The 21,361-nt window shown below is 53.5% G+C and carries 17 protein-coding genes; 9 read left to right on the plus strand and 8 right to left on the minus strand.

Going from position 1 to position 21,361, the window contains the following annotated elements:
* Window positions 1-29: 29 nt before the first annotated feature.
* From BMX00_RS11375 to apbC, 7 genes are all read right to left on the minus strand, one after another.
* A complete protein-coding gene (locus BMX00_RS11375) occupies window positions 30-665 on the minus strand; it encodes a hypothetical protein (RefSeq protein ID WP_143053097.1) in 636 nt (211 codons plus the stop codon).
* 28 nt (window positions 666-693) lie between these two features.
* Window positions 694-1,110 (minus strand): cupin domain-containing protein, encoded by a 417-nt coding sequence (locus tag BMX00_RS11380; RefSeq protein ID WP_090829145.1) that lies wholly within the window; start codon window positions 1,108-1,110, stop codon window positions 694-696.
* Window positions 1,111-1,287: 177 nt separating this feature from the next.
* A complete protein-coding gene (locus BMX00_RS11385; protein ID WP_090829146.1) occupies window positions 1,288-2,040 on the minus strand; it encodes an SDR family oxidoreductase in 753 nt (250 codons plus the stop codon).
* Window positions 2,041-2,222: 182 nt separating this feature from the next.
* Window positions 2,223-2,675 (minus strand): carboxymuconolactone decarboxylase family protein, encoded by a 453-nt coding sequence (locus BMX00_RS11390; protein ID WP_090829147.1) that lies wholly within the window; start codon window positions 2,673-2,675, stop codon window positions 2,223-2,225.
* Between the two features lie 497 nt (window positions 2,676-3,172).
* Window positions 3,173-3,601 carry a reverse transcriptase domain-containing protein gene (locus tag BMX00_RS14760; RefSeq protein WP_281245909.1) on the minus strand — a complete coding sequence of 143 codons (429 nt, stop codon included), beginning with the start codon at window positions 3,599-3,601 and terminating at the stop codon, window positions 3,173-3,175.
* Between the two features lie 1,241 nt (window positions 3,602-4,842).
* Window positions 4,843-5,409: a dCTP deaminase gene (gene dcd, locus BMX00_RS11410; protein ID WP_090829148.1), complete on the minus strand. Its 567-nt coding sequence runs from the start codon at window positions 5,407-5,409 to the stop codon at window positions 4,843-4,845.
* 94 nt (window positions 5,410-5,503) lie between these two features.
* Window positions 5,504-6,592 (minus strand): iron-sulfur cluster carrier protein ApbC, encoded by a 1,089-nt coding sequence (apbC, locus tag BMX00_RS11415; RefSeq protein WP_090829149.1) that lies wholly within the window; start codon window positions 6,590-6,592, stop codon window positions 5,504-5,506.
* 245 nt (window positions 6,593-6,837) lie between these two features.
* Between apbC and metG the strand changes: the two genes are divergently transcribed.
* A complete protein-coding gene (gene metG / locus BMX00_RS11420; protein WP_090829150.1) occupies window positions 6,838-9,051 on the plus strand; it encodes a methionine--tRNA ligase in 2,214 nt (737 codons plus the stop codon).
* A gap of 114 nt (window positions 9,052-9,165) precedes the next feature.
* Here the strand turns inward: metG and BMX00_RS11425 are convergent, their stop codons facing one another.
* A complete protein-coding gene (locus tag BMX00_RS11425) occupies window positions 9,166-9,966 on the minus strand; it encodes an FxDxF family PEP-CTERM protein (protein WP_090829151.1) in 801 nt (266 codons plus the stop codon).
* A 982-nt stretch (window positions 9,967-10,948) separates the two neighbouring features.
* On the opposite strand from BMX00_RS11425, the gene BMX00_RS11430 reads away from it, so the two are divergent.
* The 8 genes from BMX00_RS11430 (at window position 10,949) to BMX00_RS11465 (ending at window position 21,344) form a co-directional block, all read left to right on the plus strand.
* Entirely contained in the window at window positions 10,949-12,895 is a 1,947-nt protein-coding gene (locus tag BMX00_RS11430) for a TonB-dependent receptor (RefSeq protein WP_218141546.1), read from the plus strand.
* Window positions 12,896-12,981: 86 nt separating this feature from the next.
* Window positions 12,982-14,154, plus strand: a complete 1,173-nt coding sequence (moeB, locus tag BMX00_RS11435) for a molybdopterin-synthase adenylyltransferase MoeB (RefSeq protein WP_090829153.1) — start codon at window positions 12,982-12,984, stop codon at window positions 14,152-14,154.
* A gap of 94 nt (window positions 14,155-14,248) precedes the next feature.
* Entirely contained in the window at window positions 14,249-14,692 is a 444-nt protein-coding gene (locus tag BMX00_RS11440; RefSeq protein ID WP_090829194.1) for a M67 family metallopeptidase, read from the plus strand.
* Window positions 14,693-14,788: 96 nt separating this feature from the next.
* Window positions 14,789-15,061 (plus strand): MoaD family protein, encoded by a 273-nt coding sequence (locus tag BMX00_RS11445; protein ID WP_090829154.1) that lies wholly within the window; start codon window positions 14,789-14,791, stop codon window positions 15,059-15,061.
* 37 nt (window positions 15,062-15,098) lie between these two features.
* Entirely contained in the window at window positions 15,099-17,084 is a 1,986-nt protein-coding gene (locus BMX00_RS11450) for a CoA transferase (protein ID WP_245728025.1), read from the plus strand.
* Window positions 17,081-18,754, plus strand: a complete 1,674-nt coding sequence (locus tag BMX00_RS11455; RefSeq protein ID WP_090829155.1) for a class I adenylate-forming enzyme family protein — start codon at window positions 17,081-17,083, stop codon at window positions 18,752-18,754. Before BMX00_RS11450 ends, BMX00_RS11455 begins: the two co-directional genes overlap by 4 nt.
* Window positions 18,744-19,955: an acyl-CoA dehydrogenase family protein gene (locus BMX00_RS11460; protein WP_090829156.1), complete on the plus strand. Its 1,212-nt coding sequence runs from the start codon at window positions 18,744-18,746 to the stop codon at window positions 19,953-19,955. The genes BMX00_RS11455 and BMX00_RS11460 overlap by 11 nt, the downstream gene beginning before the upstream one ends.
* Window positions 19,956-20,075: 120 nt before the next feature.
* Window positions 20,076-21,344 (plus strand): MFS transporter, encoded by a 1,269-nt coding sequence (locus BMX00_RS11465; protein WP_245728026.1) that lies wholly within the window; start codon window positions 20,076-20,078, stop codon window positions 21,342-21,344.
* The last annotated feature ends 17 nt before the right edge of the window (window positions 21,345-21,361 follow it).

Consider the following 21,361-nt stretch of genomic DNA (forward strand, 5'->3'; position numbering starts at 1 on the left):
CAATTTGAGTCATTAAAGCTCTGGAAACCTCAATCCGGTCGCTGCAGAATATAGGTATGCATCAGCTTAGCCGCGAAGAATTTAAAGAATTGCCATAAAGCTCCCGCTGACTCTCGCTTGGTAGCCGCGTTGGTGGCGTGGGCAGTGGTTAGCATCTTCACGAATTCGATCATACCAAGGCGCAAAATTCCTGCACCTACCACCGGCCCCGTGGAATCGACACCTTCGTGCAGCGTGCTATACAATGTGGTCGTCTCGCCCCACAGCTTCCAAAATCCACCCAGCCGTACCCGTTTTTTACCAGCCAGGTAGTAAGACTTGCCGCCATGTCGAAACCCCAGTTCATATACCATGAATGTCAACGCCAGTTCGCCACTTGGCATAAAAAGGCTGAATACGCCGGACTCGGCTGGAATCGCTAGACCAAACGGAGGGAAATCAATGTGTCCAGTGAGACCGGCCTTGTGCTGGGGGTCGGCAGTGAAGGTCTTAATGTCTTCAATGTGGATGGTTGCGTGCATCGTCAATAGTGTAGTTGCCTGCGCCCCAGCACGTGGCTCAGTTACACCTAAAGTGAAGCCCCCCGCCATGGTTTCTCGGAAAGAAACGCCTGAACCAGATTCGCGCATTTGTTTTGCGGGAAGATCGAATGGCGTTGAATTCATCGCGATCTAATGTGCGATTTTTATCTCACTATTTGTCGTTCTTGACCAGGTTTTTTTCATTGGTATCGACGACAAAGACGGCCAGCAGGCGTGCGGGTTGAGTCTTACTGTTATTTGCACTGACACGATGATGATCGCCAGGGAGTTCGGCGAAGTTCTCGCCAGCGCGATAAACCTTTTCCGGACCGTCATTTACTTTGCTACGAATTTCCCCCTCCAGGACCGTTGCGTAGATGAAAGCCGACTTTGGATGGGTATGTGCTGGCGATGAGTCACCTGGCTGGTATTCGACAAGCACGCCTCTCATGCTCTTGCCGGGCACATTCGGGAGAGCGTGATCAAACACGACCGTTACCTTGGACTTATCAGTGGGCAAGTTATCGGCTGAAGATGCGCTTACGGAGAGCGCTGCGAAGGCAACTCCGCAGAGAAATCTAGTAAACATTGTGTTCTCCTTCATTGATAAAAATTAGTGGATACAAATCCACCGCGGGATGCCCTCATCCCCATCTATCTAATCGCGGATCAGAAGGCATATTCTTCGGAAAAGCATGGACAGGTGAACGCGCAGCTCATCGCCCGTCTGGGGCATTGCTTTATCCGGGTGTTCACCCAGCTTGGCTTACTTTTGAAGGCTGGACTGGAGCCATGCCTCAAAACTCGTCGGGCCGATGCGCGCGTTATCACCAGGAATGAGGGATTGATCGTTCAACTCCGCACCGGAGTAACGTGAGTGGACGTCTGTGATTACCTTGCGTGCGTCTTGCTTTGCGATCAAGAATTGCTGGACAAGTTCGGCAAGACTTAGCCGCTCGGGACCGGCCACCTCGACGGTGCCGTTGACCGGCGCCTCCAACGTGGCGTCGACCATCGCGGCAGCCACGTCATCCGAGGCGATGGGCTGCACAAGAGCGGGAGACAATCGCACCGTTTGTCCGTCCGTTGCCGATTGAGCGATGCTGCCCAAGAACTCAAAGAACTGCGTCGAGCGGACGATCGTGTGGGGAATCTTTGACGCCTTGATCAGCTTTTCCTGGGCCATCTTCCCGCGGAAATAACCACTCTCGAGAAGGCGGTCGGTGCCGACAACCGACAGCGCAACGTGATGTCTCACGCCAGCGGTCGCTTCTGCGGCCAGAAGGTTATGACCTGACGTCTCGAAGAATTCCAAAACAGCCTTGTCCTCGAACGAAGGCGAGTTCGCAACGTCGACGACAACCTGGGCGCCTGCAAGAGCTTCAGCCAATCCCTCACCAGTGATGGTGTTGACGCCCGAGGCGGGCGACGCCGCTACTACCTCATGGCCATGCTGACGAAGCTTGTTCACCAGCTTTGTTCCAATGAGCCCGGTTCCGCCAATTACTACGATCTTCATGTTTAACTCCTTATTTCGTCGTCCGCAAGTCAGGGCTAGTATGTGCCGTTAAGGCTGCAGTGAGTGCTTTGGACAAAATTCGTTGTTAATCCCGTAGACTCTGCCAAGGCCTTGGCATGCCCAACGCTTGAATTAAGCCGAGCCGAGAAGCGGCTTCGGCTGGAATGAATTGTTAGCCATGCTCACGCCTTCACAGGATAACGGCTGGAAATGGCAATGCGATTCCAAGCATTGATGACTACCGAAAGCCACTCGACAGCCGATATTTCATCCTTTGACAGGTTGGCTGCTGCTTGCTCATAGATGGCATCTGGTACTTGCCCGTCAGAGATCAGTGTAATTGCTTCTACCAGTGCCAATGATGAGCGTTCCTTTTCGGTGAAATATCCAGTTTCCCGCCAGGCTGGCAAAACACTTATGCGATCGCTTGACTCGCCACTGGATAGGGCATCTCGAGTATGCATCCTGACACAGAACGCGCACTGGTTGAGTTGGGATGCACGAAGGCGCAACAGATGTGAAAAGCCATCCGGGATGCTTGCGGAAGCAACGGCCTCAGCCGCCAGCTTCTCAAGGCCAATGACTGCTTGGTAAAGCACTGGAGCCGATTTACCAAGATTGATTCTTTCTGACATAAAATCTCCTTACCTGTATGTCAGGCTAACGAATAAGCTTACCCGCCCGGCCGCGCAACATCTGCACCTAGACCCTTATCCCCGCGGTTATAGACGTCCTCTCCAATGAGCATATCCGCGCCCATTAGCCGGGGTTCTGGGCCCTCCTGCTCGTTGTAGTTTTTTTGTACACGCCATAAATATCGCGATCTTTGTAGCTCATGATTATCTCGAGTAAAAATTTGGCAATGGATCGTCTACCTCACAATGCCATTCCGCATAATTCATTTCATTTATAGACGAGGATAAAGAAAAAACAAGTTAGAGAGGGCTAAAGTTTTTATTCCCACATCTAGGCCAGATGATATGGAAGATCATGTGATCCATGCGTGAGAAAACCCACTGGGATACAAACGCCGATGGTAGTTTGCCCATCCCCCGGATAATCAGGTTGAGCCTCCCGATCAGTGCGCCGGCTGGTGCACGCTAAAACTGCTTGACCACCGCTTGAACCTTGGTTAGAAGTGAGCGAACGCTTTTCTGGACGGCTTTATTAACAACTTGCCGTTGGGATAGCGCCGCACGTTCTGGCCGAGGAAGTCAAAACCCTCGCTGACATGTGTGATCAAGGTTTTTTCCGGAGAGAGAACCAGACCACGTTCCGCCAGAAACGCTTCAACCAGCGGCTTCACTCGGTCTACGAGAATCTCCAGTGAGTTCGCCGTGATGACAAAATCGTCGGCGTAGCGAATCAGGTGCACCTGCGCTGTCTTGCCTCGCCACACCCCGGCCCTAAGACGGGAAACGCCTCGGAAGCCGCTTTTCGAGGCCATCGAGCGCAAGTTTGCCAGCACAGGCGAAATGATTCCTCCTTGCGGAGTGCCCGAAATGGTATCGTAAAACATTTGGTTCTCAAGGTAGCCAGACTTGAGCCATTTCTGGAGTATCGATCATCCATAGGGACATGGTCGAGAAGGCAGCTAGGGCTGATGTTATTGAAGCAACCCTTGATATCGCCCTCAAGAACCCACGAAGGTGAGCGGCGGTACAGAGTGGTGAAACACCGCTCTATTGCGTCCGCACAACTCCGCCCTCGCCGAAACCATAGGAGCCGGCATCTGCCAGGGTCTCTGCAACCGGATCGAGTGCCAGCAGATACAGCGCTTGCATGGGTCGATCTCGAATTGTCGGGATGCCTAGTGGACGCAGCTTTCCGTTGGCCTTGGGGATATAGATGCGCCGTAGGGGACGAGGCCAGTAACGACAGGCCCACCTATAGAAGACCGATCTTGATATCGGGGATACCCGGTGGTGTGTTCCATCAACGCCGTGAGCTCGACTAAATTCAGAGGGTCGCCCCATCTCGGGCGGTTAGAACCCGCGCTTCGTACAGATTCAGCATTTCCTGCGTCACCTCACGGGCAATGGGATCGTCGTCGACGACGAGTATCATGATTTCTGAAAGCGTGGATTGCGGTGTTCCACTCACCACCCTACTTGAAATAAGAAGGCTTTTTATTTGTTAGTAGCACAAGATCGGCTTGCCCGAGGTCGCATTATTGCCTTTCATCTTAATGGCCACTGTTCGCTCTACCACATACGTTTTTTTCTGAAAGTATCTCTTTTCATGAAAGAGCGTCGCCGCCGTATGACACCGCAAACACCGAGGATACCGCTGCCAGACCCGAAATCAGAAAACGATCGCCGGCCGATGCCCCTTACTTGCGACAGACTCACCGGCCCGAATAACGGCCATCAAAAGACGTGCCACTTACATCGGACATGAGCAGCAGTTCACATTTTCCCAGCGTATAGCCACTGAATGGGTAACGCGCATTGGCCCCCCGCCTTATCCGTTGCAAGCGGCACGCTTGCGGGCAGTAACTTGCCATTAACGCTCACTCCCTCATCCGCCGAAATAACAGTGTCCCCTCCCATGCCAGCACGCGCTTCATCATGAAGCCGTAATCTCCCGGGCAGACACCCGCCCCGATCCACCCCCGCTCTTTCGCCTCAGCGAACAGCGGCAACTCCGGCGGGCAAAAGATAACGTATGCGCCCTTCCCACCGGTTCATCGACAATCCGGTACAAGCCAACCGGAATGATTTGGGTAATATTGACCCGCAGGTCGTGCCGAACGGGAAATTGTTGCAGGGAAGCAGTCCCGCCGGGTGCGACATAACCAAATCAGATCTTGGGAAGAGTCACTCCCTGCTGTCCCTGGTATTTTCCGCCCCGGTCTTTATACGAGGTCTCGCATACTTCGTCGGACTCGAAGAAAATTACCTGGGCCACGCCCTCGTTGGCATATATCTTCGCAGGAAGCGGGGTAGTGTTGGAAAATTCCAGTGTGACATATCCTTCCCATTCCGGTTCGAATGGGGTGACGTTGACAATAATGCCGCAACGAGCATAGGTGGATTTTCCAAGGCAGATGGTCAGCACGTTGCGCGGGATACGGAAATACTCGACAGTGCGCGCGAGCGCGAAAGAGTTGGGGGGAATAAGGCAAACGTTGCTCTTCACATCGACGAAAGAATTGGAGTCGAAATTCTTGGGATCAACGATGGCGGAATTGATATTCGTGAACAGCTTGAATTCATCCGAACAGCGAATATCGTACCCATAACTTGAAGTCCCGTAGGAAACGATCTTGTGCCCATTGGCATGCTTGATCTGGTTGGGCTCAAAGGGCTCGATCATATGGTACTCGGTCGCCATGCGGCGTATCCACCTGTCCGACTTGATAGTCATTCTGAAGGATAGCGAATCTTGAATGAAGTCATGCGTGAGAAAAAAACGGCAGCGGTTTTGCTATGCCCATAATATTTTGCTATGCCCATAATAATCAGGTGTCCTCAATCACAATCTTCGCGAATAACGCCGAATGGTCCAACGATAACTCATCCACCTTCACAGCGAGGCGCCGGGCGATCCCACGATAAATCTCCGCTATTCGGCCGTTCGGATCGGCCACTACCGTGGGGACGCCTGCGTCGGTATGCTCGCGGATTCTGGCGTCGAGCGGCAGACTGCCCAGCAACTCCACATCATAATCCTTGCACATTTTCTGACCCCCGCCCTCGCCAAAGATATGTTCCTCATGGCCACAGTTGGAGCAAATATGAATACTCATGTTTTCTATGATTCCCAAAATGGGAATACCCACTTTCTGGAACATTTTGAGACCCTTACGGGCATCAAGCAGCGCGATATCCTGTGGGGTGGTAACGATTACAGCACCCGTGACCGGCACTTTCTGCGCGAGCGTCAACTGGATGTCTCCGGTTCCCGGCGGCATATCCACTATAAGGTAATCCACGTCGTTCCAGCGGGTATCATTCAACAATTGCTGCAACGCCTGAGTAACCATCGGTCCGCGCCACACCATGGGTGTTTCCACATCGATCAGGAAACCGATCGACATGGCCTGGATGCCATGCGCCATCATCGGCTCAATGCTCTTGCCATCAGGCGATTCGGGTCGGCCACTAATGCCCAGCATCTGCGGCTGCGAGGGACCATAAATATCCGCATCCAGAATACCAACCGAAGCACCCTCCGCCGCCAGCGCCAGGGCCAGGTTGACCGCGGTGGCGGATTTGCCGACACCGCCCTTGCCGGATGCCACCGCAATGATGTTCTTTACTCCGGGAATGAGCTTGACCCCGCGTTGAACGCTGTGAGACACGATCTTGCTCGTGACGTTAACGCTCACGCTGCCGATTCCGGGAATGCTTTCGACCTTGTCGACAATCTGTTTGCGAATGCTTTCTATTACGCTTTTTGCCGGATAACCCAGTACGATATCAAGCGAGACGTTGTTGCCATCTATCAGGATGTTGCGTGCTTCATTGCTGGTCACATAATCCCTGCCAGTGCTGGCGTCCACGATCTCCTTGAGAGCCGATTGTATTTGCTGTTCCGTGATAGCCACCCCGAGACTCCTCCCTTTATGTACTCCTTGTACTCCTTGACCTGCGATGCTCAAATGAATCAATGACAACCCTCAATATTAACAAATATCGCGGCTCAGAACCTTGCGAGTTGAAGGATATCGGATAAATCGTCGTACGCAAATTCAAACCGCTCAGGAGAATCGCAACCCGAATCGCAGCCGGTATTTCCAGTTCAAGCTCACTGTTTGCTACAATTGCATATGACAATTTTTATAGACTATTGATGAACAAACGAAAAATTCTCGTTACCTCAGCACTTCCCTACGCGAATGGCAGCATCCATCTAGGACACCTGGTGGAATACATCCAGACCGATATCTGGGTGCGCTTTCAGAAAATGCAAGAGCACGAGGTGCACTACGTCTGTGCAGACGACACCCATGGCACACCCGTCATGCTGCGCGCCGAACAGGAAGGCATTACGCCCAAGCAATTGATAGACCGTGTGTGGAAGGAACATAAGGCCGATTTTGACGGCTTTTATGTCGATTTCGACAGCTATTACAGCACGGACTCGCCAGAGAATCAGGAATTTTGCAATGATATCTACCGGCAGCTCGAAGCAGAAGGTCTGATTGATAAACGTTCGGTCGAGCAGTTTTTTGACCCGGTGAAGCAGATGTTTTTGCCTGATCGGTATATCAAAGGCGAATGCCCAAATTGCCATGCCAAAGATCAATATGGGGACTCCTGCGAAGCGTGCGGCGCCACCTACTCGCCAACGGATCTGATCGACGCTTACTCTGCTGTCTCGGGAGCAAAACCGCAACGCCAGGCTTCAGACCATTACTTCTTCAAGCTTTCGGACCCACGTTGCAAGGCTTTTCTCCAGGATTGGGTGTTCGAGTCGTTTTCGGATCCAGCGGGTATAGCCCTGGAAAAAAAGCAACGGCTGCAACCAGAAGCGGCGAACAAAATGAATGAATGGCTCTCAGCCGGCCTGGCGGACTGGGACATTTCGCGGGACCCCCCGTATTTCGGTTTCCCAATCCCCGGCACATCCGGCCAGAAATTTTTCTACGTCTGGCTGGATGCACCTGTGGGCTACTTTGGCAGCTTCAAGCATTACTTCAAACAGGAGCGTAGATCTGAAGTAGAGATCGACGAGTTCCTGCGATCCAGCCGCAGCACTGAGATGATTCATTTTATCGGCAAGGACATTCTTTATTTTCATGCGTTGTTTTGGCCCGCCATGCTGGAATTCTCGGGCTACCGCACGCCCACGCAGATTTACGCTCATGGATTCCTTACCGTCAACGGCCAAAAGATGTCCAAGTCGCGCGGGACCTTCATTACCGCGGAGAGCTATCTGAATCAGGGCCTGAACCCGGAATGGCTACGCTATTACTATGCTGCCAAACTCAACGATACCATGGAAGATATCGATCTCAATTTCGACGATTTCATCGCGCGAGTCAATAGCGATCTGGTAGGGAAATACATCAATATCGCCAGCAGATGCGCGGGGTTTATCACCAAAAAGTTTGGCGGCAAGCTTACCGGCACCCTTTCCGAGGCGAACAGGAAATGGTTCAATCAATTCATATTCTGCCCGCTGGGCGAAGAAGATACCTTTCTCGGCCGTCATATTTCCATTGCGAACTATTATGATAGCCGGGAGTACGGCAAAGCCATAAAGGAAATCATGCTGGCGGCGGACGTCGCCAATCAGTATGTGGACCGGATGAAGCCGTGGCTTCTGGCAAAAGATAGCAAAAATGATGCGGAGTTGCATGAAATATGCAGTGTAGCCTTGAATATGTTCCGGATTCTGACTGTGTACCTCAAACCGGTTCTGCCAAAGCTTGCCGCAAAAGCGGAGCAGTTCCTGGCTGTGGATGCGTTCACATGGAAGGATGCCAATTCGCAAAACAGGCTGTTACCCCACGGTCACCAAATTAATCATTATGAGCACCTGATGAGCCGCCTCGATGCAAAACAGATTGACGCACTCATCAACGCGAATAAGGAAACCCTGCAGCCCGGTGGGCAGTCCAGTGGGCTGCCGCCGCAAGCCAGACAAACGGAAGCCATGGATAAAACGCCCTCAACCCCTTCCAATCCACCGAGAAATGTGGAGATCGCGGTAGCACCCCCTGTACCAACCATACCAACCATCACAATCGATGATTTTGGCAAGGTCGATCTCAGGGTTGCGAAAATCGTCAATGCCGAGCATGTGGAGGGCGCAGATAAGTTGCTGAAGCTCACGCTGGATATAGGAACGGAGCAGCGCACCGTCTTCGCAGGAATAAAGGCGGGCTACGACCCGGAACAGCTCAAGGGCCGCCTGACCATCATGGTGGCTAATCTTGCGCCGCGCAAGATGAAGTTCGGCGTATCGGAAGGCATGGTGGTTGCTGCAAGCGATGAAAACGGCGGGCCCTACCTACTTGCCCCTGATGAAGGAGCGCAACCGGGAATGAAAGTAAAGTAGCCGCGCAGCGCGTCGATGATTAAACGCTCGAACACCGAGCCAGAGCCATATCTCAGGAATATTTCCCAGATATCAGCAGCGAGGCCACTCCGTTAAAAATAATCAAGCATGGAATTACCCGATTGACTTGCGCCGCCGCACCATAGCGCCCATCAACCCTAGGCCGGCAAGCAGCATGGCATAGGTCTCGGGCTCTGGCACCACAGCCACGGTGCCAGAAATGCCGTATTGGAGCTGCGGCAATACGCTCTGGTTCGCGTAATCGCTACCGCCGACAAATATTGAGTAATCTCCCGCTGCAAGGTGAAAGGTTTTAGACACCATGTGGTCCGGCACGCCGTCGCCCCCTGCAATCACCCCAGTCCCATAATCTACGCTGCCGTCATAGGCAGAGCCGATGTACGTGAAGATGCTTGGTGGATCGTTGTTATCGTTGGTAATGCTCCAGTCGTTCAGCGCCCTGAATGAACCCTCGGTGTTGCCGGCCCCAGCAATCGCATCGCGAATAGCAGTAGAACCAGGTCCAAAGTCATGATCTGCCAAAAACGGAGCAACGTGCGCAAGTCCGCTATAAAGCGAGAACCCCGGCGTTAGCCCGCCCTCAACCGGAACCGGATTGGGAACAGCGGCCGTCGGATCAGGCGTGAAAACCTGGCTCTGGAACGATACCTTTACGTCGGCGTCATTGTTCAGGTGAAACCGGTAAGCCCGGGTTTTATGGCTATCTCCCCAGTCCGCATCGGTTCCGTCGACCCAGCCAAAGTTGCCGGGAACCGAATTATTCCAGCGGGTCTGACTCTCCCCGGCAATCCCGTTGAAAGTGCCGAAATCACGACCACTGTATGTAATATGGGCCATTGCTGGCAGTGAAGTCATCCCGGCGAGAAACAGCGCATATTTTAATGATGTTTTCATATTGATTCTCCAAGTATTTATTGGTGAAAAATCATCGAGTTAGCATTATAGCATTGGCTCGATGGAACATTATTAGCGGGGGACATTGACAAGTCAATGCGGCATATTGCCGCAGCCCGAGCCATGAATCATCCGGAATCCAGCAACGAACGCGGACAGGATGGCTTTGCAGGTCAGCTATAAACAACCATCGTGACCAGGGGATAAATACGGATCTCCCTGGGAAAGTTATAGAGCGAGTGCGCTATGACGGGAGTTAATGTCCTATTTGACGTGTATTGATATGCCGATTCATTAATATGCCGATTGATTAGATTGCGAATTCAGTTTTTATATTTATCTATCGCAGAGAAAAAGTGTAGTCACAGCCGGTATTTTTTGCTCCCAAGCCTATCAGGGCGTAACCCCCAACGGGCGGGGGTTCCTCGACCATCATTAATTACGTTACTTCACCGCACGCCCAGCCCAGCCCGTTCCATGCCTTCTTATCCCTGCAGTAATAGCGGTAAGGCGATTAAAACGATTAACGATAACATGCACGCCGAGCGGAAGAACGGGATGTATCGCGCCGTTTTGTCCGGTTATGTACGCTTCGACCATCACAATCTCGTGGCACCGGCTTGGCAAATTGTCCTGATTCCTTGGCTGATGTATATGTTTATGTCATACATTATCCATATTTAAGCAGGAGTGCGGCAATTTGTCGCATGCGGCAATATGCCGCATTCCCAATTTGATGGGTTTACCTTACATTTCTCCCTGCGCGCATATGAATGTTTTAGATAAGCCTCTGAGAAATGGTTATATGTTCCTCGGAGCCATAGCGCCGCGCTGTCATGCCCAGGCTTTTTTCAGAATTTGCATGCCCCGGAAATTATACGAACCGAGAGCCGTATGATTCCGAAAGAGCCTCCGGAAAAACGTTTGGCATTTCAGCTTCCCGTTTCACTCGGTTGGCATAATTCAGACGAAAAGAAGAAAAATGAGAACAAGAAAAATCACAGTAACCGCAACATCGATAGCCGTAATTGCAGCCTCCTCGGGATTAACCATGGCGCAAAGCACACCACAATCTTCGGGTACCACCACCCTGTCTCCGGTCGTCGTGACGTCCAACCCGATCATTGATCGCGTGCGCATTGACCCGTTTTCTAGCACATCCGCGGTGGTAACCGAAAGCCAGCTTCGCGATCAGAATGCGTTCGATCTTGCCACGGCGCTGCGCCGTACCCCTGGGGTGCAAATATCACGCTACAACCCGGTAGGCGCCTTTGGCGGCGATCAGGGTGGGGCCGTCTTCATTCGCGGCATGGGCGTCAGCCGTCCGGGCAGCGAAATCAAGACGTACATCGATGGCATTCCCTTTTACATGGGTGTCTGGAATCATCCATTGCTTGATTTATTGCCGGTCAACGGCATGCAAGCCATCACCGTATACAAGAGCCCGCAACCACAAATCAACGGCAACAACTTTGCCTCCATCAACCTGGAAACCAAGCGCGCAACCGAGGATGGCATACAGGCCGGCGCAAGGATTTCCGGAGGCTACTTCAACACTTTTATCGAGCAGGCGGATCTGGTTGGCCGCAAGGGAGATGTGGATTTCATGCTGGCGCAAGGCCATGCCCAGTCGGATGGCCAACGACTCAACGCGAGTGGGGAACTGAATAATGTCATGGGCCGCATCGGCATGAGGTTGAATAGCAACTGGTCGGTTGGCACAAGCTTTCTTTATGTGGTCAATACGGCGCGCGATCCCGGTGACATCCGCCTGCCGAGGCCTGCCGTGGCACCGCAATATAATACCGAGGCAGGATTGGTCTCCGCTTTTATCTCGCATCGCCACGATGACTGGCGCGGCGATTTGCGTTTTTATTACAGCAAGGGAGAAGGCAACTGGCTGTATCAACCCGCCCCGGATGGGGACACGCTCACCAATTTTGAAACGATTGGCTTCCGCTGGAAAGAGCAGTTTTCGCTATGGAAGGGAGGAGCCATTGTGGCGGGCCTGGACAGCGACTGGATTTCAGGCGATGTGCGATTCAATAGGGTGGCCCCGGCTCCGCAGGATAGTTTTAAAGCGCCCACTTTCCGCGTCACGTCCCCTTACGTGGCGTTGAGCCAAACGATCGAGCTGGGCAAAGGCTGGTCGCTTGTGCCGGCCGCCGGTGTGCGCGTCTATGACCATAGCCAGTTCCAGACAAAAACCTCGCCCCATGCGGGACTCTCCCTGATATCCGACTGGATCACGATCTTTGGCAATGTTTCGCGCGGCATCAATTATCCCGGATTGGAAACGCCCGTTCTCTCCGCCGCGATACCCGCGCTGGGACAAAGCTGGAAACAGCTTGCGGCGGAAGAACTCAATCATGCGGAAATCGGCGTGAAGCTGACCCCCATCGACGCGACGCAAATCGATATCAGCCTGTTCATCGATCAGGTGAAGAACCGCTATATCTTTGGCTTTCCGCCCAATGTTCCGCCGCCTCCCCAGTTTCTGAATCTGGGTACCTATCTGATGCGTGGCGCAGAAATCGCAATCAGACAGAATATCACGCGTAACTGGACCGTGTTTGGCGGTCTGACCTTGCTTGACCCCAGCATCGACAACTTACCCTACACACCAAAAAGAGCTGTCACGGCGGGCATCAACGGGCAGATGGGACCCATCCGCTTAACGGTCGATACCCAGTATCAGTCCAGTGTATTGGCGCTTAACCGGCCACGTGCAGCGGGCGCAATCAATACCGAGAGCGTTCATTCATTTGCGATCATGAATGCCCGCGTATCTTACCAACTGCCGATGCTGGGCAAACGCGGCGAAATCTTCGTGGCCATGGAGAATTTGCTTGATGTCCAATACGCCTATCGGCCGGGGTATCCCATGCCCGGACGCTGGGGTCAGGTCGGGTTTTCCGCGAGTTTCTGACAATCTGGACAGAAGACGCGGGTATTTTAATTTTCAGCCTGTAGCGTCAGGGAATGGGCTTTTAAGATCAGAACGTGGAGTTTTAAATGCAACTATTACCGCTCGTAGAGCCTTCGGAAGAGTTAAGCAAGGATGAAATTTCACGGTACAGCCGCCATCTGCTGATTCCCGACGTGGGTCTGGAAGGACAAAAACGCCTCAAGAACAGCAAGGTTCTGGCGATAGGCGCGGGCGGCCTGGGGTCGCCCGTACTCCTGTATCTCGCCGCAGCCGGGGTCGGAACTTTAGGAATCATCGACTTCGACGTGGTCGACGAGTCCAATCTGCAGAGGCAGATCATTCATGGCCAATCCGACATCGGCAGGTTTAAATCCCTTAGTGCAAAAGATTCAATTAGCGAATTAAACCCTTATGTTCGCGTCCAGCTCCATAACGAACGTCTGGAAACGTCAAATGCCTTGGAAATCATTTCGGGCTACGACCTGATTGTGGACGGAACCGATAATTTTTCCACGCGCTACCTGGTCAACGACGCCTGCGTGCTTGCGGGGAAACCCTATGTCTGGGGCTCCATCTTCCGGTTCGAGGGGCAGGCTTCGGTCTTTTGGGAAGACGCGCCGGGCGGTCGCGGCCTGAACTATCGTGATCTGTATCCGGAACCGCCGCCAGCGGAAATGGCGCCTTCATGTGCGGAAGGAGGAGTCCTGGGTATTCTTTGTGCGTCGATCGGCTCAATCATGGCGACCGAGGCCATCAAGTTAATTACCGGCATGGGCGAATCCTTACTCGGGCGGCTTGCAGTCTATGACGCCCTCGACATGACATTCAAATTCATTCCCCTGCGGCGCGCCCCGGTAAGAACCCCGATAACCGGCTTGATCGATTACCAGGAATTCTGCGGGCTGAAACGGCCGGCGGCAGGGGACAAAACAGGCGTGCCGGTAATCACCCCATTGGAGCTTCAAAAAATACGGGAAACCGGCACGGCCATGCAGCTCATCGATGTTCGCGGAATCGAGGAATGGAACATCGTACGCATAGAAGGCGCCAACCATATTCCCAAAAACAAGATAATGTCCGAGGAGGTTTTATCTCGGTTGAATAAAGAGGATTTCATCGTGCTGCACTGCAAGATGGGCGTTCGTTCCCGAGATGTTCTGGTTGAAATGCAAAAGCAGGGTTTTACCAATGTAAAAAGCCTGGATGGCGGGATTCTCGCCTGGATCAGAGACGTGGATCAGTCCTTACCCAGTTATTGAGTGCCCGGTTATCGAGCGAGCGTCATTAGCAAATGTCTTACCGCAGTGCCGGATTGTAAGTCACCTGAATATCAACATTATGGAGTTAAAAATCATGCTGACCATTCATACCAAACTCGTCGAAGCGATGCTTGCTCAAGCACACAGGGATCATCCCATCGAAACATGCGGCGTTATAGCCGGCCCGGAAGGATCCAATCTTCCACTGCGCTTGATCCCGATGCGCAATGCGGCTCAGTCGGAAACATTTTTCAAATTCGACGCGCAAGAGCAATTGCGCGTCTGGAGAGAGATGGAGGCCCGGGGAGAAGAACCTATCGTCATCTATCACTCCCACACCCGTACACAAGCCTACCCAAGCCGAACCGATATCCAGTACGCAACCGAGCCTCGGTCCCATTATGTCATCATCCCAACGGATTATTCGTACGGAGAAGAGATCCGCAGTTTCCGCATCTGTGATGGAATGGTGACCGAAGAGCGCGTCAGAATGCTGAATTCATATGAGTCAAATTTAGAACTGGCAATGGTCGCTTGACGTAGCTGGCAATGGTCGCCTGAATGGTATTGATCAGCTCTGCCAACCCGTATCAGCCAACCAGCCTTTCGTATTCTTCAATAAAAAAGGAGCAACATGTCAATTACCGTACATATCCCCACCATACTCAGGCCGCTCACCGACAATCAAAAACGCGTCGAAATTGCGGGTTTGAATGTTATCGACGTTATTGAAGCGATGGAGCAGCAGTATCCGGGTGTCAAGGAGAAACTGGTCGCCGGAGGGAAGGCACACCGCTTCATGAATATATATGTCAATGACGATGACATCCGGTTTAATGACGGCCTTTCAACGAGGCTGAACGATGGCGATTCGTTGACCATTTTGCCTGCGGTAGCAGGGGGATAAGCACAGCCCATCCTATAACGCAGGAAAAAACAAGCGCATGAATATTCCACTCGACGGGCCTCTGAATCGTCCCCTATATCGTCCTCTGGACTGCCTCCCGGGTCGTCCAATGGATCGAGCCTTATCCGGTTGCGCGATAGCGGGCCAACTGAAGAGTACAAGCCCGGATTTTGCTTCGATTGCGTCCTCGCTGCACTACCAGTCGACCGCGCTGGGTATGGAAATTGAAACAACAGAAAATGGCTCGGGCAGCACAGCCTTCTCTTTTGGATTCAAGACACCTCATACCATGCCGGTACGGTGCAATGTAACAAGATGGAGGAATCCTTCCAGGCATAGTCCCGTGACAGAGAATACCATGCAGGCGGCTTGCGGCCTGATGTCAGTGCATGGACGAGCCAGCGGTAAACTCCAGCCTCTGGGGTTGAACTATGTTTCGACACTCACTGCGGCGTTGGCGCTTCAGGGTGGTATTGCTGCCTCGATTGGTCAGCTACGCGGCCTCTCGACCTTGAACAGCAACATTTCGATGGGATCTGCAGGTTTATTGAGTGTGGCGCAGTATATCGCCGGTGCGACCGCTTCAGAGTCTCCCGAAACGCTTTTGCCCCAGCATACCGCCCACGCGACTGGCTTTCCCTTCGTTTCATTGGATGGCGTCGTCTTTGAACTCGAAACACTGGATGCGGGACCTTGGCGTAAATTCTGGTCCGCGATCGGAGTAAGTTCAGCGGCAGCAGGCAAAGGATGGTCCGCCTTTTTGCTTCGGTATGCGAAGGCCATATCCCCTGTACCTGAAGAATTATCCAGCGCAATATCGAAGTTTAGTTATCACCGTCTTTCGCAAATATGTACCAGCACCGGCATGGCTATTTGCCCCGTGCGCTCCATCGATGTCAGAGCCCAGGACGAGGATAGCAAGCGTATCTGGCTGCAGGGTCCCTGGGAGTTCCTTTTCGAGACGAATTTTAAAGAGAACCTCAGGGACGGACGGTCTAGCCGCGCCATCGGCGATTTGCCCACCGGTAACTTGCCCTTGAGCGGGCTCACCGTTATCGAATCATGCCGGCGGATCCAGGGCCCCCTCGCCGGCCACCTCCTGGCGCTCCTGGGGGCGGACGTCATCAGGATAGAACCGCCGGGCGGAGATCCCCTGCGGGGCATGCCACCGATGGCCGAGGGCTGTTCCGCACGGTTCGACGCACTCAACCGTCTCAAGACCATCAGGGAGATCGATATCAAATCTCCGGCGGGGCAGGCAGAAATCACGGACCTGGTGCGGCATGCCGACATTTTTCTGCATAACTGGGCCCCGGGCAAAGCGGTCCTGTTTAATCTCGATCATGAGGATATGGTCCGTATCAATCCCTCGCTGATTTATGCCTATGCCGCTGGTTGGTCAACAGACAGCGCGGGCCATGCCTCCTCAAGTTCAATGCCTGGCACCGACTTTATGACCCAGGCTTATTCCGGCGTTGCCAGAAAAATTGCCGAAAACTCGGGTACCCGGGGCGGATCCTTGTTTACGGTGCTTGATGTGCTCGGGGGCGTCGTTGCGGCACAAGGAGCCACCATCGCACTGCTCAATCGCTGCATGAATAACACGGGCGCCAGAGTCACTTCGTCACTCATGAGCGCCGCAACACTGCTGTGTGCGGATGATTTTCAGAATCTCTATAACCTGCCGGGCAGGGGTGCTCCAGCTTCAAAAAGCATTATTGTCAATATCTACATCACGAAGCGCGGAAAAATTGCGGTGGAGTGCCGGGACTTGAAAACCTTGGCGCGATTAGCGGAAATCCTTGATGCTGTTATGTATACGGAAAGTGATTTTCCGCAGTGCCTGGACAGTTTGTTCCTGTCGAGGACAGCGAACGAGTGGGCCGAGATTTTTGAACAAGCCGGCATTCCGTCAGCAGTCGTCATTGAAGATCTTGCAGAGCTGCAAACCGTGGCGTATCTGCAACCCGATTTGAGCCCCGGCCCCTATACAAAAGTCAATTCTCCCTGGAGTTTCACATGAACGATTCCGGAATCATAGACCTGGTTCCTGCCGAGGTTCGCAGCCAGTGGGCCCGGAATGGAACCTATCCCAACAAATCACTTTACGAATTATTCTGCGAGCATGTAAGGCGGCACCCCGATGCCCCAGCCGTTATATCCCTCGATCACACCATTACTTATTTACGGCTACTGGATAAGGTTCATCGCCTCGCTTCGAGCTTGAAGGCGCTTGGAATTGTTTCCGGCGATGTTATTGCATACCAGCTCCCCAATAGTTGGCATAGCTGCGCGATCGATCTCGCGGCGGCTGCGCTTGGCGCGATTGTCGCGCCTTTCCCGCCAGGCCGCGGCCGGCTTGATATTCATTCCTTGCTCCAAAGGTGTGATGCGCGTGTAATTATTGTCGAACGGGAACACGCCAAAATCGATCTTTGTGAAGTTATTGAGTCGTTGCGCTCGACCCTGTTGTCGCTACGTATTCTCATCGTCGACGATATCAGCGGGAAGGTCCCGAAAGGCTGGCATACGCTGGACGATTTGTTTCAGGCTGAACCTATCGGTTCGGCTCATTTACCGGCGGTTTCCCCCCACTCACCCGTTCGCTTCCTGATCTCATCGGGGACGGAATCCGAGCCAAAATGGGTTGCCTATTCGCACAACGCGCTGGCTGGCGGACGAGGCCGTTTTCTACAACGCATCCATCCCGATGGAAGCGCTTTTAAAGGGCTGTACCTGGTGCCGCTTGGCACGGCATTTGGTTCAACCGCGACATTTGGTGTTTTGTCCTGGCTTGGCGGATCGGTCGTTCTCCTGCGTCAATTCGATGTTGCGGCTGCCATTCAAACTATTGCGGAGCTGAAGCCGGCCTACATCTTTGGCGTTCCCACCATGTTTCAACGTATCGCCGCGGACCCGGCATTATCGAAAATCGATACCTCCAGCCTGATCGCCATCATTAGTGGCGGAGCGAAAATCGACGAGGCATCGATCCGCAGGTGTACCGAGGCGTTCGGGTGCGGTTTTATCAGCTTGTACGGTTCGGCGGATGGCGTGAATTGCCATACCACACTTGACGATGACCTGGAAACGATTCTCCGTAAGACGGGGCGGCCAAATCCCGACGTGTGTTCCCTCCGCATAGTCGATGATCAGAAGTGTGAAGTGCCGCGCGGCTGTATCGGCGAGATTGCGGCCAGAGGTCCGATAAGCCCCATGCAATATGTCAATGCTCCTGACCTGGATGCCTTGTACCGGGACAAGGAAGGCTGGGTTTATACCGGAGACCTGGGCTTTATTGATGAGGACGGGTATCTGGTGCTGTCCGGACGGAAAAAGGACATCATTATTCGCGGCGGCGTCAATATCAGTCCCGCCCAAATCGAAAACCTTGCTGTTTCCCATCCGGCAGTCGTCAGCGCTGCCTGTGTACCGGTCGCTGATCCGGACCTGGGGCACCGGGTTTGCCTCTGCCTGGTATTGAGAGACGGTGTCGAACGCCCCTCCCTTTCCCAGTTTACCCGCTACCTGCACGAGCAGGGCTTGGAAACCAGCAAGCTACCGGAATATCTGCGCTATTGCCGGCAGTTGCCGCTCAACCCGGCGGGGAAAGTCGATAAGAAGCAGCTAACGGCGGAAGTGGAGTTTACCCAGCAGACCTCTATCCCACGCCTCGCCCAATATGCTCATTAACCCGGAAAACCCCGGCAACCGGACGCATACCGGGCTGGCCCGATCGCTGTCGGGCGAGGTGAGAAAGTTTGTGGATGAAATGATTATCCCGAACGAGTCCCGGTTGGCTCAGAGCGGCGATGATGGATCCCGGCTGCAGTCGGAGCTGGCTGAAGAGGCACGATGTGCCGGACTATGGGGTTTATTCTACCCGCTCTCCCATGGGGGGAAAATCGCCTCTCTTGAAGACTATCTGGTTATCGCTGAACAGGAAGGACGAACTGAATATTCCCCGGCAATTCTCGGGAGTCACTCCGCGCTGGACGCGCATATGCTTCTCAAATTCGGTACCGATGAAATCCGCAAAAACTTCCTGGAGCCGATGGCATCCGGGGAAGCAATCCCCAGCTATGGCATGACGGAGCCGGGGCATGGCGGATCGTTTCCCGCCCTGATAACGACCTCTGCATACCTGTCAAACGGGCACTGGATTATCAATGGCAGAAAATGGTTTGTCGGCAACACGGACCGGGCGACATTCGTAACCGTCCTGGCGCGTACTGCCGCAAAGGATACTGCTCTCCCGAAGGCGCTGTCCATGATTGTCGTCCCGACTGATTCTCCCGGATTCAAGGTTGAGCGCCAGATCACCATGATGGGTCGCTCTCTTGGCCAGGGCGAGATATCTTTTACCGAAGTGGAGGTCCCCGAACATAACTTGTTGGGCGGCAGCGGCAGCGGTATGGATTTGATGGGTCAGCGGCTGGGTATTGGCAGACTGCTCCGCTCGATGAACTGGGTGGGATTGGCCCAGCGATGTTTCGACCTGATGGGCGCTCGAATCAATTCCGAGCGCGGCAGAACCGCTCGATTGCCGGAGAAACAGTTGGTGCGTCAGCATGTGGTCAACGTGTACCAGGCTATTGCGAGCGCACGCGAATTAATTCGGGTTGCCGCCCGAAGCGTCGATGCCCAGCGTCCAAACAATGTAGAGATCAACATTGCGAAAATCGCCGCGTCACAGGCCCTGTGCCTTGCTTCGGACTCGGCAGTGCAGCTTTATGGCGCCGAAGGTATCAGCGATCTCACTCCCCTTTCCGGTATTTATAGAGTCGCGCGTACGTCGCGCATACTCGATGGCACAGACGAGTCGCTTATCAGCTCCACTGGCCGCCGGCTCATCAGCTTCTATGAAGAACACGACACGTATCATTTTGCGTGAATATATCTGAACCCGCCGGTTGATCGGCCGGTTCAGATAAGGCAGACATGGCAGACATGCGGGTACTGCAAGAATCATGATCTTCATCTTTTATTCATTCACTGGCGCACGCTCCCGACAATGCTGAAGACCCGAACGATGCAACATCCCGCCATTACGGACATCTGGTTTCGCGTGGTGCTCATATTTGCAATGTCTCTGCCTATGCTGGTGTTGTATGCCACAAGCACCCTTGGACCGCTCCTCGGGTCCGACTTGCGCTTTGGGCCCGCATCGCTGGGTTATCTGGTGATGAGCTCATTTGGCGTGGCGGCGGTTTTATCGCTTTGGGCGGGCGCGTTTGTGGATCGCATCGGTTCACGTAATGCGCTGATCGTGCTTTTCTCCACCATCGCTTCCGCTTTTACATGGATTGCATCGGTTGAAAGCTATTATGGTTTAATCGGGGCCACCGCCCTATGCGGCATTGCTCAGGCTCTCGCGAATCCGGTTACCAATTTACTGATCGCCCAGCAGGTTCCTCCGGCGAAGAAGGCAAAGATTGTAGGACTCAAGCAATCCGGCGTTCAGCTCGCCGCGCTCTTCGCTGGTCTGGTGCTGCCCGGTATCGCATTTGAGTATGGCTGGCGTACCGCATTCGCCATGGTCGTACCGGTGGCAATATTATTCGCGCTCACGGCCCCTTTCGTCACCCCAAAAACACATCCGGGAACAGGCAGAGGCTTCACTTTTTTCCCACCGAATTCATTTTTGCTGCGGTTGATGGGGATTCAGTTCTGCGTAGGCGTGTCGCTTTCTGCTTTCGTCACCTTTCTGCCGACCTTTGCCATCCAGCATGGAATGCCCCTATCGCTGGCCGGCACGCTGATTGCGGTCCTTGGCGTAATGGGGATGTGCTCGCGGATAGTGCTAACGCCCATGGGTGCAAAATTTAAAGACGAATCGCTACTGCTGCTTTTACTGATCGCCATAGCCGCCTGCTCGATGGGTGTAATGATGCTTACGGATGCTGAAAACCATTGGCGCTTGTGGGTGGGCGCGGTGGGTGTTGGGCTCACCGCAGTGGGCACTAACGCGATAGCAATGAGCATGCTGATCAGGGATGCGGCTTTTGGTCCGGTAACTGTTGCATCGGGTTTTGTTTCGGTTGCCTTCTTCGGCGGCTTCGCACTGGGGCCGCCTTTTTTTGGCGCGATATCAAATTATTCCGGGGCAAATTATTCCGGGGACCCGCTGTTTGGCTGGACCGCGCTGATAGGTGTGCTTTTATCGGCATGTATGATGTCCTCGGCATTAGCATCGGCACGCCGCAGGGCTCGGGCGTCACTGATGGCGGCCGATGCCATGCAGCCCACGAACGTAGTGGCATTCAAGCGGACCCCTGAATGAGTGATGTAAAGCTCAGT

The sequence above is a fragment of the Nitrosovibrio tenuis genome, from assembly GCF_900109785.1.
GTDB classification, from domain to species: domain Bacteria; phylum Pseudomonadota; class Gammaproteobacteria; order Burkholderiales; family Nitrosomonadaceae; genus Nitrosospira; species Nitrosospira tenuis_A.